The organism is Pantoea sp. PvP021 (genome assembly GCF_054056055.1).
Window position 1 is genome coordinate 1,393,422 of the sequence record NZ_JBSRXX010000001.1, and the last position, 14,927, is coordinate 1,408,348.

At 55.3% G+C, this 14,927-nt stretch carries 13 protein-coding genes; 1 reads left to right on the forward strand and 12 read right to left on the reverse strand.

The window, feature by feature from the left end; translation table 11 throughout:
- Nucleotides 1-114: 114 nt before the first annotated feature.
- Entirely contained in the window at nt 115-900 is a 786-nt protein-coding gene (elyC, locus tag ACVKSX_RS06455) for an envelope biogenesis factor ElyC (RefSeq protein ID WP_354438493.1), read from the forward strand.
- Here elyC and ACVKSX_RS06460 read toward each other — a convergent pair.
- From ACVKSX_RS06460 to serC, 12 genes are all read right to left on the reverse strand, one after another.
- Nucleotides 880-1,773: a fructosamine kinase family protein gene (locus tag ACVKSX_RS06460; RefSeq protein ID WP_033771276.1), complete on the reverse strand. Its 894-nt coding sequence runs from the start codon at nt 1,771-1,773 to the stop codon at nt 880-882. The genes elyC and ACVKSX_RS06460 overlap by 21 nt on opposite strands.
- Before the next feature lie 111 nt (nt 1,774-1,884).
- Entirely contained in the window at nt 1,885-2,634 is a 750-nt protein-coding gene (gene kdsB / locus ACVKSX_RS06465) for a 3-deoxy-manno-octulosonate cytidylyltransferase (protein ID WP_010254955.1), read from the reverse strand.
- Nucleotides 2,631-2,813: a Trm112 family protein gene (locus tag ACVKSX_RS06470; protein WP_003849374.1), complete on the reverse strand. Its 183-nt coding sequence runs from the start codon at nt 2,811-2,813 to the stop codon at nt 2,631-2,633. The genes kdsB and ACVKSX_RS06470 overlap by 4 nt, the downstream gene beginning before the upstream one ends.
- 105 nt (nt 2,814-2,918) lie before the next feature.
- Entirely contained in the window at nt 2,919-4,133 is a 1,215-nt protein-coding gene (locus ACVKSX_RS06475; protein ID WP_187499904.1) for a winged helix-turn-helix domain-containing protein, read from the reverse strand.
- A gap of 39 nt (nt 4,134-4,172) precedes the next feature.
- Entirely contained in the window at nt 4,173-5,159 is a 987-nt protein-coding gene (gene lpxK / locus ACVKSX_RS06480) for a tetraacyldisaccharide 4'-kinase (protein WP_354438494.1), read from the reverse strand.
- Nucleotides 5,156-6,904: a lipid A ABC transporter ATP-binding protein/permease MsbA gene (gene msbA, locus ACVKSX_RS06485; RefSeq protein ID WP_010669759.1), complete on the reverse strand. Its 1,749-nt coding sequence runs from the start codon at nt 6,902-6,904 to the stop codon at nt 5,156-5,158. The genes lpxK and msbA overlap by 4 nt, the downstream gene beginning before the upstream one ends.
- Before the next feature lie 34 nt (nt 6,905-6,938).
- Nucleotides 6,939-9,194 (reverse strand): DNA internalization-related competence protein ComEC/Rec2, encoded by a 2,256-nt coding sequence (locus tag ACVKSX_RS06490; protein WP_191919019.1) that lies wholly within the window; start codon nt 9,192-9,194, stop codon nt 6,939-6,941.
- 204 nt (nt 9,195-9,398) lie between these two features.
- A complete protein-coding gene (ihfB, locus tag ACVKSX_RS06495) occupies nt 9,399-9,683 on the reverse strand; it encodes an integration host factor subunit beta (protein ID WP_003849360.1) in 285 nt (94 codons plus the stop codon).
- Between the two features lie 82 nt (nt 9,684-9,765).
- The gene (rpsA, locus tag ACVKSX_RS06500; protein ID WP_003849352.1) at nt 9,766-11,439 is read right to left on the reverse strand and encodes a 30S ribosomal protein S1; all 1,674 of its coding nucleotides are present in this window, start codon (nt 11,437-11,439) and stop codon (nt 9,766-9,768) included.
- A 108-nt stretch (nt 11,440-11,547) separates the two neighbouring features.
- Nucleotides 11,548-12,234, reverse strand: coding sequence for a (d)CMP kinase (gene cmk / locus ACVKSX_RS06505; protein ID WP_010254946.1), 687 nt, complete (start codon nt 12,232-12,234; stop codon nt 11,548-11,550).
- 198 nt (nt 12,235-12,432) lie between these two features.
- Nucleotides 12,433-13,719 carry a 3-phosphoshikimate 1-carboxyvinyltransferase gene (gene aroA / locus ACVKSX_RS06510; RefSeq protein WP_010254943.1) on the reverse strand — a complete coding sequence of 429 codons (1,287 nt, stop codon included), beginning with the start codon at nt 13,717-13,719 and terminating at the stop codon, nt 12,433-12,435.
- Between the two features lie 82 nt (nt 13,720-13,801).
- Nucleotides 13,802-14,887: a 3-phosphoserine/phosphohydroxythreonine transaminase gene (gene serC / locus ACVKSX_RS06515; protein WP_235764911.1), complete on the reverse strand. Its 1,086-nt coding sequence runs from the start codon at nt 14,885-14,887 to the stop codon at nt 13,802-13,804.
- Between the last annotated feature and the right edge of the window lie 40 nt (nt 14,888-14,927).

A 14,927-nucleotide genomic window follows, 5' to 3' on the forward strand; every position in this document is an offset into this window, starting at 1 on the left:
CGGTATGCTGCGGTGAGACTTGTGCTATTTTGTCACAGGCACCAGAAGAATGAACCTTTCATCCCCATCTTCCCTTCCGGGTGCTCTATTTTCGGACAACAGGACTCTTTTTTGATGTTATTTACCCTTAAAAAAGTTATCGGCGGGCTGCTTTTACCCCTGCCGTTTCTGCTTTTGCTGATGGCGCTTGGCATTTTACTGCTTTGGTTTACTGGCTGGCAGAAAAGCGGCAAAACCGTGATCTCCGTCAGCTGGCTGTTACTGCTGCTGCTGAGCCTGCAACCGCTGGCCGATCGTCTGCTTTTGCCGCTGGATAGCCGCTATCCGACCTGGAACGGATCAGAGAAGGTGGAGTTCATTGTGGTGCTGGGTGGAGGCTACACCTTTAACGCGGCGTGGGCACCCAGCTCGAACCTGCTGAATAACAGTCTGCCGCGCGTGGCAGAAGGCGTTCGTCAGTGGCAGCGGAATCCGCAGTCGAAGCTGATTTTTACCGGCGCAGCGGGCGGCACCAATCCAAAGAGTAGCGCCTGGGTAGCGGCACAGGTGGCGGAAAGTCTGGGCGTTCCCCGCGAACATGTTCAGATTCTCGACCAGCCCCGCGACACCGCGGATGAAGCGCAGGCGGTCAAAACCGTGGTGGGCGATCGCCCGTTTCTGCTGGTCACATCCGCGAATCATATGCCGCGCGCAATACGCTTTTTCCACGCGATCGGGTTGAAGCCAATGGCCGCTCCCGCGAATCAGCTGGCGATTACGTCACCGCTGAATGGATGGGAGCGGGCGATACCCTCATCGATCTGGCTGAGTCACAGCGAACGTGCGGTCTACGAAACGCTTGGCACACTATTGCAACGGCTGAAAGGCGAGGAGTCGGACTCAGCCGAGCCAGGGAAGTAATTGCGCGCGTGCATGGTCAAAACGCGGACGATTAAACGTGCCGGTCTGTACCAGATGCTCAATGCAGTCCCACAGTTGATAAACCCACCGACGCCAGACAAAACCCTCTGAAACCGGCGCCCGTTGCAGGTAGCTGTGCAGCAGCGCCGTTTCGGCAGGCGAGGTATCCAGATGGATAAGATCGTATTCACGGGGTGCCCAGAGGATGGTGCCCGGCTGTGTCATCGCGATTAACTGGTCACTGCGGCTATCTTTCAGCATGCTCTGCAGCTGAACGTTGCCGTGAACCATCACGCAGGGATCGTCGAAGCCGCGAAACAGATGCGCCAGTCGTGCCCGGCAGCGAAACAGAATCTGACGATCTTCCAGCGTAAAGGCTGGAGGACGCAGATAGCTCAGGGTCGCCCATAGCACTTCAACCCGTTGTGCATACCAGGCGGGCCAGCTGTTCTGCTGCGTGCTGTCCACCGTACCGACCAGGCCATGGCTGTCGAGCCGGTGCCAGGCCAGCACTCCCTCGACCACCTGTTCGCAAAACTGTTGCCAGCGCTGAGCATCCCGCGCAGGCGCTTCCGCCGTCACGCCATTCAGTCGCGCCAGCAGGAGCATTTCATGCACCGGCGGCTGCTGGCTCATCACCAGACCATAGACCGCTGGCACGGCGATCAGTCCGGCCTGGCCCAGCAGCGCCAGCTTTCTGGCTTCCATCGCCGCCCGGCCCTGATGACGAAAATATTTCGCCACCACCGGCATGGGGCGCCCGTCCCGATCGTATAACGCATAAAGCCGGGTGGGTGGATGTTCACTGATCATTTCGAGGCGGCTGATGGTTTCACCCAGCGCCAGCGTGAGTTCCGATTTAAGCTGTTCCATGCGGCATCCTCCTCAGATGAGTATCACAATATCCTGAAGGAAGTGTTGGAGATAAGTTTAGCGGCGGATCAAGAACGTTGCGCTGAAACGGGGAGACAGGCTCCCCATTTGTCAGGCCTGCATGGCATCACGAACGCGTTGCAGATCGTCTGGCGTATCCACACCCACACTGGGAATGGTTTTCGCGACGGCGACATGAATTTTTTCGCCGTACCATAAAACACGCAGTTGCTCGAGCAGCTCAATCTGTTCCAGAGGACAAGGCGCCCAGGCGACATAGCGGCGAATAAAACCAGCACGGTAGGCGTAGATGCCAATGTGGCGCAGCAGCGTATCACCGATCTGCTCGCGCGATGCGGCGTACCGTTCACGATCCCAGGGTATGGTCGCCCGTGAAAAATAGAGCGCGTAGCCATTCACATCCATGACGACTTTCACCGCATTCGGATTAAAAGCTTCTTCCACATCGGTGATCGGCACCGCCAGCGTCGCCATCCCGGCCGCCGACCCCGCCAGATTGGTCGCCACCTGACGCACAATCTCGGCCGGAATCATCGGCTCATCGCCCTGCACGTTTACGATGATTTCATCATCGGCAAACTGATATTTTTCGATCACTTCCGCCAGTCGCTCAGTGCCAGACTGGTGATCGGCGCGCGTCATGCAGACTTCGCCGCCTGCCGCTTCCACTGCCTGCGCCACGTCGGGATGATCGGTGGCAACAATGACCCGGCTGGCACCCGATTCACGGGCCCGCTCCATTACATGCACGACCATCGGTTTACCGTGGATATCGAGCAGCGGCTTGCCGGGTAAGCGGGTTGACGCATAACGCGCAGGAATGATAGCGGTGAAACTCATGGATGAATCTCTTCAACTGACAGCGTGCGGGCTTCGGTTTCCAGCAGCACCGGAATGCCGTCCCGGACCGGGAAGGCCAGGCCATCAGGTTTGCAGATCAGCTCCTGTTGAGCATTGTTGAAGTAGAGTTTGCCATTGCAAACCGGGCAGGCAACGATTTCGAGTAAACGATGATCCATATGTCCTCCATCAGGGACCGAATGCTTAAGGATTCAAGCATACCATAGCGCGGCGCGTGCGGGATGGGGTAAAACGCTATCCCGCAGCGGCTGCCGCAAAATTGATTAATCCAGCGTCCACAGGGCTGGCCACTGATCGTTAAGCGCGTCGGGTGCCTGCAGGATAGCGACACTTTCAGCACCCTGCCACGTCGCAAAGCGTTCGATAGCACGCCGGATATCCAGCAAAAATCGCGCCGTAACGCGGGTCTTCTCCTCCAGCCAGATATTTTTAATCTCCAGCTGTTTTGCCTGACGCAGCATGCGGGCATCCAGCCGCCCTTTTATCTGGCCGCGATGGAGGATGGGCAAAACAAAATAGCCAAATTTACGTTTTTCCTCCGGGGTATAGCACTCAATACGGTAGTCAAAATTGAACAGCTCCCGCGCACGCTTGCGATCCCAGACTACCGGATCAAACGGCGACAGCAGCGCGCTGTGCGTCGCCTGCAGCGGTGTCTCCAGCAACGGCACGTAGTCACGATGCAGCCACATCTCACCCAGTCCCTCTGTATTGACGGCGACCAGATCGCCCGCAGCCTGGGCGTCAGCGATAAAGTCGTTCACGGGTGCCCGCTTTAGGCGGTAGTAATCCGCCAGCCAGGCCGCGCGGAAAACCCCTAAGCTGCGGGCGCTGTTCATCAGCATCTGACGGGTTGCCTCCGCTTCACTGATGCCATGTATCGCATCCTGCCAGTCAGGCATTACGCGGCTGCGCAGATCGTAGACGCGCTGAAAATTACGGCGTTCGGTGACCATAAGCTCACCGGCGCTGAAGAGATTCTCCAGATGACGTTTGTGCGGTTTCCATGCCCACCAGCCTGACTTCGGGTTATCGGCATGGGTAAAATCGGCGGCGCGTACCGGGCCGTTGTCTCTGATCTGCTGCAGTAATTCGGCAATGGCCTGCTGGTGCTCAGCGACCCATTGCGCATTGTATTTCCAGCCCAGACGTTCCGGCGACAGCATGCGATGACGAAGAAGTCGGTAATCGGCACGGGGAATAAAGCAGGCTTCGTGCGCCCAGTACTCAAAGAGTTCGCCCTGTGCCAGAGCCTGTTCCAGCCATACCTGAGGATAGTTCCCCAGGCGACTGAACAGCACCAGATACGGACTGCGGGCCACCACATGAATGGTATCGATTTGCAGCAGCGACATGCGGGAAATGCAGTCAATCAGATCCTGATAAACAGCACGTTTTGCCGGAGTTCGCAGCAGGCCCTGCGCGGCGAGATGAAGGTGGCGTGCTTGCTGTAACGAAAGTGAATGCGTACTGTTCATCCTCTTCCTTATCAGGCTTCACCTGAACGGGGGCGGGTATCAGGAAATATGGCGACAGAGTTGTTCAATGTCATCCAGTAACGGCGTCACGGCGTTACCGGTCAAACGGGCATCGACCGGCAAATACCACCAGTCAGGCTGGGCAAAGTGACGGCATTTCACCGCGTCTTTTTCGGTCATCAGCAGTTGCTGCCCCGCCTGGAGTAATCGGGTCAGTTCATCTTTGCTGTAGGCGTGATGATCGGCAAAGGCGATCTCTGCGACCGGCGTTATACCCTGCTGTTTCAGCGTGGTGAAAAAACGCGGGGGATGACCAATACCGGCCATGGCGACTACCGCACACAGTTGCTCCGGCGGGCAGGTTTCACCGGTCAGCAGATTGGTGGCCAGCCCGGGCTGAAGTTGCATGGCAATCTCGTCGGGCTGTGCTTCGCCGCCGTTAATGATCACGGCATCGACCTGCTGCAGACGATCGGCACGTTCACGCATCGGACCGGCAGGCAACCACCAGCCATTACCAAAACGACGGACCCCATCAACCACCACGATCTCGCGATCGCGCTGCAGGGCGTAATGTTGCAGGCCATCATCCGTGATGATCACATCCAGCGAACCCTGTTTCAGTAACGCCTCAATCGCCCGACGCCGTTGAGGGGCGACCGCGACCGGCGCCCCGGTGCGCTGGGCGATCAATACCGGCTCATCCCCGGCCTGTTCGGTGGGGGTCTGCGCCGTGACCAGCAAGGGATAGTGGTCCGCCTTGCCACCATATCCTCGGGAGACCACGCCAGCGCGCAGGCCGCGCTGCTGTAACGCCTCGACCAGCCAGATGACCACCGGCGTCTTTCCATTCCCGCCAGCAGTCAGGTTACCTACCACCACGACCGGCAGAGGCGCACGCCAGCTTTTACGCCAGCCGCGCCTGTAACTGAAGCGTATCAGGGCCGTGATCGCACCATACAGCAGGCTGAATGGCCATAGCAGCAGCCATAGCGGTGAGCGACCACTCCAGATACGTTCAATCATTGGCCGAATTGCATCTTGTGCAGCTGTGCATAGGCACCGCGTTCTGCTAACAGCACCTGATGCGTACCGCGTTCAACAATCTGGCCATCTTCAATTACCACGATTTCATCCGCTTTCTCGATGGTAGAGAGTCGGTGCGCAATCACCAGCGAGGTACGGTTCTTCTGCAACTCATCCAGTGCAGACTGAATCGCGCGTTCAGACTCGGTATCCAGCGCCGAGGTGGCTTCATCGAGGATCAGGATCGGGCAATCACGTAACAACGCACGGGCAATGGCAATACGCTGACGCTGACCGCCAGATAACAGCACGCCATTCTCGCCAATCATCGTATCCAGGCCCTTATCCATTTTATTGATAAAGTCCATGGCATGCGCCATGGTGGCCGCCTGCTCGATCTCTTCACGACTGTATTGCTCACTGCGGGCATACGCGATGTTATTGGCAATCGTGTCGTTGAAGAGGTGCACATTCTGTGACACCAGCGCCACCTGATTACGCAATGAGCGCAGGCTGTACTCACGCAGATCATGACCGTCCAGCAGGATTTCGCCCTGCTGGATATCATAAAAGCGGGTCAGCAGGCTCGCCATCGTAGACTTACCGGAACCGGAACGGCCCACCAGCGCCACCGTTTTTCCTGCCGGCAGCGACAGATTGATATTACGCAGTGCCGGAATTTCACGGCCTGGGTAGGTAAAGGTGACATCACGGAATTCAATATCCCCTTTAGCACGGGTGATTTCGCGCGTACCGTTATCCACTTCCTGCTCACTATCCAGAATAGAGAACAGTGTCTGACAGGCCGCCATCCCACGCTGGAACTGGGCGTTGACGTTGGTCAGAGACTTAAGCGGGCGCATCAGGGCAATCATCGAGGAGAAGACCACGGTGATGGTACCGGCTGTCAGGGTATCCATGACGCTGGGGAAGCTGGCGGCATAGAGCACAAAAGCCAGTGCCAGCGACGCGATCAGCTGGATAATCGGATCGGAAATGGAGGAGGCTGAAACCAGTTTCATTCCCTGCTGACGCATCCGGTTACTGACGCGGGAAAAGCGCTCCGATTCAATGTCCTGTCCGCCAAAAATCAGCACTTCTTTGTGCCCTTTCAGCATCTGTTCGGCGCTGGTTGTCACCTGCCCCATAGTGTTCTGCATACTTTTGCTGATGGTGCGGAAGCGCTTAGAAACGGTGCGGATAGCAAAGGAGACGATAGGTGCCAGTACAATCAGGATCAGCGACAGCTGCCAGCTGTAGTAGAACATCATGATAAACAGGCCAATAATGGAAGCCCCTTCACGCACTACGGTGACCAGCGCGCCCGAAGAAGAGGAGGCGACCTGCTCAGAATCGTAAGTAATGCGTGACAACAGGGTGCCGGTTGACTGCTGGTCGAAAAACGAAACCGGCATGCCCATCATATGGCTGAACAGACGACGGCGGATATTCATCACGACGTTGCCAGAGACCCAGGAGATGCAGTAGCTGGAGATATAACTGGTGACTCCGCGTACCAGCATCAGGCCAATAACCACTAACGGCAGCCACAGCATCACCGATCTGTCAGCTTTACCAAAACCATCATCCAGTAACGGTTTCAACAGTGAGAGCATTAAGGCGTCGCCCGCAGCATTAATAATCAGGGCGACTGAGGCCGCAATTAATCCCGCTTTATTAGGCGCGATCATCGGCCAGAGTCGGCGAAACGTCTGCCACGTAGAGAGATCTTTATCTTGATGCATTATTTATTCACGCTGTTGGAAATAGCCGGCCATTCTACCTGGATTCGCGTTTGACGCCAAACCACTGATGATACCAACGGGGCATTAATTGTTCCCGCAGGGTGGAAACCTGCGCTCTGCCCTGCTCTATCCTGATACTGATTTGTCCTGACTGGCCCGTATCCAGCCAGTGAAAACCGGCCGTTCGATAGTTTTCCAGCACATTTTTCGCGGGCATACGCCATGCATTGTAGCGTGCCAGCGAGGCGATAGCGGTGTGGCCTGCGGCTTTACGCAGCAGCAATGAGGTCGACGACGTCCGGCTGCCGTGGTGCGGGACCTGCAGAATATCGACCTTCAACCCCTGCTTCTCCAGCGCCACCAGCTGGCGTTCCGCTTTCGCTTCAATATCACCGGTTAACATCAGACGAACCTGACCATCATCGACGATCACCACACAGGAGTCATTATTTCCGCCCGGCAGGGGGGCCGTCAGCGGCCAGACCACCCGAAAGTGGAGCTGCCGCCAGCGCCACTGCGTGCCCCGTACGCAGGGTAAGTGTGCCTCATCAGCCAGCGCACTTCTGACTTCAACCGCTGGCCAGCGTTGAGTAATCGCCTCCAGCCCGCCAGTATGATCCAGATGTTTATGACTCAGGATGACCTGTTTTAATCGTAACTGCCTGCGCTCCAGCCACGGAATGATCACCCGACTCCCTGCATTATCGTTCTGCCAGCGCGGGCCGGTGTCATACATCACGGCCTCGTCGCCCTGGCTGATCACCAGACTCAGACCGTGCCCGATATCCAGCATATCGATGCGCCAGCCCTGCTCCTGTTCTGGCTGGCGACTCAGTATCATTGCCAGCGCTAAGGCGCCGCTGCTTAACGGCAGAGAGAAAAAGAGTTGCGCACGCCAGAGAATCAGACCGCCCCATACCATGACTGTAACCCAGGTTGTGCCACTCAGCGGCCACCAGCCTGGTGGCAGCAACGTCAGGCAATGAAACAGTGCACGTAAAGAGAGATCGGCCGCTCCCCAGAAGATGCCAGATAAATGCGCCACCGGCAGCAGCAGGGCGAGCGTCACCAGAGGCATGGTAATAAACGAGACGACCGGAATCGCGACAACATTCGCCACCAGCGCAGTCAGGCTGATGCCGTTGAAAATCGCCACCTGCAACGGCACCATTAAAATCATCATGCCCGCCTGTAAATGCAGCAACTGTACCGGAATCCAGCGCCGTTGCCGACGGAACGCCGCAGGCAGCGGGAACCAGTGATACCAGACCAGCAGCATGCCCACAGCCAGTACCGAGAGCCAGAAGCTGTCAGAGAGCACGGTCAGCGGGTCGGTTACCAGCAGCAACGCAATACAGAACGTCCAGACCTGCCAGCTATTCAGCTGAACACCCGCAAACCGTGTTATCGCCCATAGCGTCAGGGCAAGCAGCGAACGCTCTGCGGGAGGCTGTGCACCGGAGAGCCAGGTATAGATTGCAGCAAACAGCCAGCTCACGATGAGGGGGAAAAGATAGCTGATATAACGGGCTGGCAAGATAAATTGCACCCCACGCGCAATCATCCAGCCGGTGCTGGTGGCCAGGGCGATATGCATGCCCGATATCGCCATCAGATGCGCGGTACCGGTATCCCGCAGTAGCTGACGCGTCTGCTGGCTCATCTCATCCCGAATGCCAAAAGCCAGTGCCTCCAGCGTTGCACGTGCAGGCATTGCACGGGTCCTGTCACGATGCCATAAAATAAATCGCCAGCGGCTATCACAGCGATCGCTTACCGCAGTCTGCTTAAGGATTCGTCCCTGAAGCGGCGTATTATTAGCCAGTGCAAAACGCTGCGCATCAAAATCGCCCTCATTAAGGCGGGCATGTACCGGTCGCAGACGTAGTTGCATCGTCCAGCGTTGTCCTGGACAGTAGACCTCCGGATCAGCATCAAACCAGATCCAGGCAAAGCGAGGCGGAAAAATCATCCTGCCCTCCTCTTTCAGCAGACGAACCCGGATTTGCTTCCGCTCTTTCCGCAGTTCACTGATCTGAAGGGTGTAGGTGGCAGGACGCGCCGAGAACTTTTCGATATCCCGCACTATCAGACGGGCGTCGTTACAGGCCCATGCCAGCAACAGCAGAGTAATACCGGCCAGACGGACGGGTTGGTAAGGGCAATGCAGCAGAGCCAGTCCTGTGAGGAGGAAGCCCCACATCACCTCACCGGAAGGCAGCCGGGCCATCAGCATTAGCGGTAACGTTGCAACGATCGCCAGTCGCGCCAGAACGGTCCATGTCAGCATAATCGTATCCATTGATTCAGTTCGATTATTCTGGGCAAAGGAGATGAAAGTAACAGCGGATGATCAGGCAGGCTGGAGCGCTCTCACAAAGAGAGTGCGGTGTTGCAGTGTTGATGACAGCAATCCGGATGTCAGGTCTGAGCCTGAATCGCAGGCAAAAAAAAACGACATCCGGAGATGTCGTTTATCTGGTTCGGTATCGGCTTAGCCGTAGATATTTGCGCGATCGCGCAGCTCTTTGCCCGGCTTAAAGTGGGGAACGTATTTACCTTCCAGATCCACTTTGTCACCCGTTTTCGGGTTACGTCCAGTACGCGGAGCGCGATAGTGCAAAGAAAAGCTGCCGAATCCCCGGATTTCGATGCGTTCGCCCTGTGCCAGCGTAGTGGCCATGTGCTCAAGCATCTCTTTTACTGCATCCTCAACGACTTTCGCCGGTATATGAGTATGCTGTCCCGCCAGTCTTTCGATCAGTTCTGACTTGGTCATGTAACCTCCGGTTTATCCCTATGGGAATGTATGACAGCTTTTACCGAAACCGGGTGGTTGCCCACCCGGTGCTTCAGGCCGATTACTCGCCTTTAGCCGCTTTGAACGCTTCAGCCATAGCGCTAGAGAAATTGCCTTCTTCCTGTTTGGTGTTAACAGTATTGATAGCTTCTTTCTCATCAGCCTGGTCTTTCGCACGGACAGACAGGCTTACGACACGGTTTTTACGATCAACGCCGGTGAACTTAGCTTCAACGTCGTCGCCAACGTTCAGAACCAGAGTTGCATCTTCAATGCGGTCCAGTGAAGCTTCAGAAGCGCGCAGGTAACCCTCAACGCCGTCTGCTAATTCAACTGTAGCACCTTTAGCATCAACTGCAGTCACTTTACCGGTGACGATGGCACCTTTCTTGTTCAAAGTGATGTAGTTGTTGAACGGATCTTCTGCCAGCTGTTTAACGCCCAGAGAGATACGCTCGCGCTCTGCATCAACCTGCAGTACAACGGCAGCGATTTCGTCGCCTTTTTTGTACTCACGAACGGCTTCTTCGCCAGTCGCGTTCCAGGAGATGTCAGACAGGTGAACCAGACCGTCGATGCCGCCATCCAGGCCGATGAAGATACCGAAGTCAGTGATTGACTTGATTTTACCTTCAACACGATCGCCTTTGTTGTGCGTCTCAGCGAACAGCTGCCATGGGTTAGATTTACACTGCTTCAGACCCAGGGAGATACGACGACGCTCTTCGTCAATGTCCAGAACCATAACTTCAACCACGTCGCCTACATTAACAACTTTAGACGGATGGATGTTTTTGTTGGTCCAGTCCATTTCAGACACGTGTACCAGACCTTCAACGCCTTCTTCGATTTCCACGAAGCAGCCGTAATCAGTCAGGTTGGTAACACGACCGGTCAGGCGGGTGCCTTCCGGATAGCGTTTAGCGATAGCAACCCATGGATCTTCGCCCAGCTGCTTCAGACCCAGAGAAACACGGGTACGCTCGCGGTCGAACTTCAGCACCTTAACGGTGATTTCGTCGCCCACGTTGACGATTTCGCTTGGATGCTTAACGCGTTTCCATGCCATGTCAGTGATGTGCAGCAGGCCATCAACGCCGCCCAGATCAACGAATGCACCGTAGTCAGTCAGGTTCTTAACGATACCTTTGACTTCCATGCCTTCCTGCAGGTTTTCCAGCAGCTGATCGCGCTCTGCGCTGTTTTCGGATTCGATAACCGCACGACGTGAAACCACGACGTTGTTGCGTTTCTGATCCAGCTTGATCACTTTGAATTCAAGCTCTTTGCCTTCCAGGTGCAGCGTATCGCGCACCGGACGCACATCTACCAGTGAACCTGGCAGGAACGCACGGATACCGTTGAGCTCAACTGTGAAGCCGCCTTTAACTTTGCCGTTGATAACACCGGTAACAGTTTCAGCGTCTTCGTAAGCTTTCTCCAGCGTGATCCATGCTTCATGGCGCTTAGCTTTCTCACGGGACAGCAGGGTTTCACCGAAGCCGTCTTCCACTGCATCCAGAGCAACATCAACTTCGTCGCCTACCTGGATTTCCAGTTCGCCGGCTGCGTTCTTGAACTGCTCTGCAGGAATTGCAGATTCAGATTTCAGACCCGCATCAACCAGAACGACATCTTTGTCGATAGAAACGACGATGCCACGAACGATAGAACCCGGGCGGGTTTCGATTGTTTTTAAGGATTCTTCAAATAGTTGAGCAAAAGATTCAGTCATATTGATAATCTTCAGGATTCTTCAATTTAACGTCCATCTGACTTCATGTCGGATGGGGTTGTTTCACATGCCCGGCACCGGATCCATGGTACAGGGTGGTAGATTCAGTTAAGCCGTAATACCCAGCTTCTCGCGGGCATATTGTAGCGCTTTTTCAATGACTTGATCGATAGACATCTCGGTAGAGTCCAGAACCAATGCATCGCCAGCGGCTACTAAAGGCGCAATTGCGCGATTACGATCGCGGTCGTCGCGTTCTTTTATCTCGGCTAAAAGGCGGTCAAAGTTAACATTAAAGCCATTATCCTGCAACTGTAGCATACGGCGCTGAGCACGCTCTTCCGGGCTGGCATCAAGGAAAATTTTCACTGGCGCATCCGGAAAAACCACGGTGCCCATATCACGGCCATCAGCAATCAGGCCAGGCATCTCGCGGAAACCGCGCTGGCGGCGCAATAACGCTTCGCGTACCCGGGGAAAAGCGGCAACACGAGAAGCGGTGTTGCTGACCTCCTGAGTACGGATTTCACCGGTGACATCTTCACCTTCAAGTATGACCTGCATTTCACCATTTTGTGACACAAAGCGCACATCCAGGTGAGCGGCAATCGGCACCAGCGCTTCTTCAGATTCAATCTCCACCTGATGATGCAATGCGGCCAACGCCAGCACGCGATAAATAGCACCGGAGTCCAGCAGATGCCACTGCAGCGATTCCGCCATCGCTTTGCACAGGGTTCCCTTTCCCGCTCCACTTGGCCCATCAATAGTTATGACCGGGGCAGTTACTGTCATTATTCCCTCCTGTTGCTGCGTGCTTCCTGACCTTTCGGTCACCATTAATGACTAGCATTATACGCTGCATAGCACGGCTTGGTTACCCTTTCGCACTGATCAGGTTCGTAATCTTAGTCAATTCAGAGGATCTCTGGCCTGTTACAGCCAGATAAAATCAGGGGAGTTCCGGTGCGAACCGCACCGGAAAGGGAGATATCAGGCGCTCTGGCTGATTTTAGCCAGTTGAACGAAATAGTCCGGGAAGGTTTTTGCAGTACAGCCAGGATCGAGAATGGTCACCGGGGTATCAGAAAGTGCAACCAGAGAGAAACACATCGCCATGCGGTGGTCATTGTAGGTGCCAATATCCGCATGAATCAGCGTCGCTGGCGGCGTAATGCGGATGTAGTCATGGCCCTCTTCGACTTCTGCCCCGACTTTACGCAGCTCTGTGGCCATTGCGCTCAGTCGATCGGTCTCTTTTACCCGCCAGTTATAAATATTGCGTAACCGGGTGGTGCCCTCTGCAAATAGCGCCGTAGTCGCGATGGTCATTGCAGCATCCGGAATATGGTTCATGTCCATATCGATGGCCTGCAGTTTGCCGGCCGTACAGGCAATGTAATCATCGCCCCACTCAATCGTCGCGCCCATCTTTTCCAGCACGTCAGCAAACCGGATGTCACCCTGCACACTCTGGCGTCCAATCCCGGTGACGCGAACCGTTCCGCCTTTTATAGCGGCAGCGGCCAGGAAATAGGAAGCGGAAGAGGCATCGCCTTCAACCAGGTAATCACCCGGCGACTGATACTGTTGCTGTCCCTTGATCAGGAAGCGCTGATAGTTCTGATTCTCAACCTCGACGCCAAAGCACTGCATCAGATTAAGGGTAATATCGATGTAAGGTTTCGACACCAAATCACCTTTGATGGTGATGCAGGTATCCTGCTGTGCCAGCGGCGCGGTCATCAGCAGCGCGGTCAGGAACTGGCTGGAAACGCTGCCATCCACACTGACTTCACCCCCGGTAAAACCACCGCGTAAACGCAGCGGCGGGTAGTTTTCGTTTTCCAGGTACTCAATGGTTGCTCCGCCCTGACGAAGTGCGTCAACCAGATGCCCGATTGGACGCTCTTTCATGCGGGGTTCGCCGGTCAGTTCGATATCGTGCTGGCCCAGACAAAGCGCCGCGGCCAGCGGACGCATTGCGGTTCCGGCATTGCCCAGAAACAGTGACAGCGGTTGAGATGCGTGCAGTGGTCCGGCATTTCCCGTCACTTCACACAGGGTGCGATCGCTGGAAAGCGTATAGCTTACGCCAAGTGCGGTCAGCGCATTCAGCATGTGCTTAACGTCGTCGCTGTCGAGCAGGTTGGTGAGACGGGTTGTACCTTTAGCCAGAGCAGCCAGCAGCAATGCACGATTGGAAACGCTCTTTGAGCCGGGCAGATTTACCGTGCCGTTGACGCGCGCAATCGGTTGGAGAGTCAGGGAGTCCTGCATGTGAAACGAAATCCTCAAAAAATACAGAGACCTCGCCGTGTGACGAGGTCTGGCATCAGCATCAATGCTGATATCTTAATAATCAGCCGTGACGGCGTTCAAAATCGACCATGAAATCGGTCAGGGCCTTCACACCTTCCAGCGGCATCGCATTATAAATAGAGGCGCGCATACCGCCTACTACACGATGGCCTTTAAGCGCGTGTAATCCCGCCTTAAACGACTCTTCCAGGAACAGCGCATCGAGTGAAGCATCGGCCAGCTGGAAAGGGATGTTCATGCGTGAGCGGTTTTCTGTTGCCACATCATTACGATAGAAGCCACTGTGATCGATTACGCCATAAAGCAGGTCAGATTTTGCCTGATTGATACGATCAATTTCAGCCACACCGCCCTTCTCTTTCAGCCATTTAAACACCAGCCCTGAGAGATACCACGCAAAAGTCGGCGGGGTGTTAAACATCGAATCGTTATCGGCCAGCACTTTGTAATCGAGGATTGAGGGCACAGAGGTGTGCGCCTGACCCAGCAGATCTTCGCGAACGACAACCAGCGTTAATCCGGCCGGGCCCACATTTTTCTGCGCACCCGCATAAATCACACCGTAACGACTCACATCGATAGGGCGTGACAGAATGGTGGATGAGAAATCAGCAACAACGGTTTTACTGCCAAAGTCGGGCTGTTCGTCAATCGCGATGCCATCAATGGTTTCATTCGGGCAGAAATGCAGGTAAGCGGACGTCTCACTCACCTCCCATTCGCTCATCGGCAGGATGGCTCGTTTACCGTCGCGCGTTGTTTTGACATCAAGCGTGCGTGGGGAACAATACTTTTCCGCTTCTTTTATTGCGCTATGCGCCCAGTAACCGCCATCAACATAGTCGGCACTGGTCGCTTTACCCAGCAGATTTCCCGGTACGGCAGCGAACTGCGCACGCGCCCCGCCATGACAGAATAAAACTTTGTAATTCGACGGTATTTTTAGCAGATCACGGAAGTCCTGCTCCGCTTCTTCAGCCACCTGAATAAACTCTTTACTGCGGTGACTGATCTCCATTACAGAGGTACCCAGACCGCGCCAGTTCGTCAGTTCCTGTTCTGCACGACGAAGCACTTCAACCGGTAGCATCGCCGGGCCAGAGCTAAAATTATAAACTTGCGTCATTTCCCCTCACCACTGTCATATCGAACGGTTATGAATAACC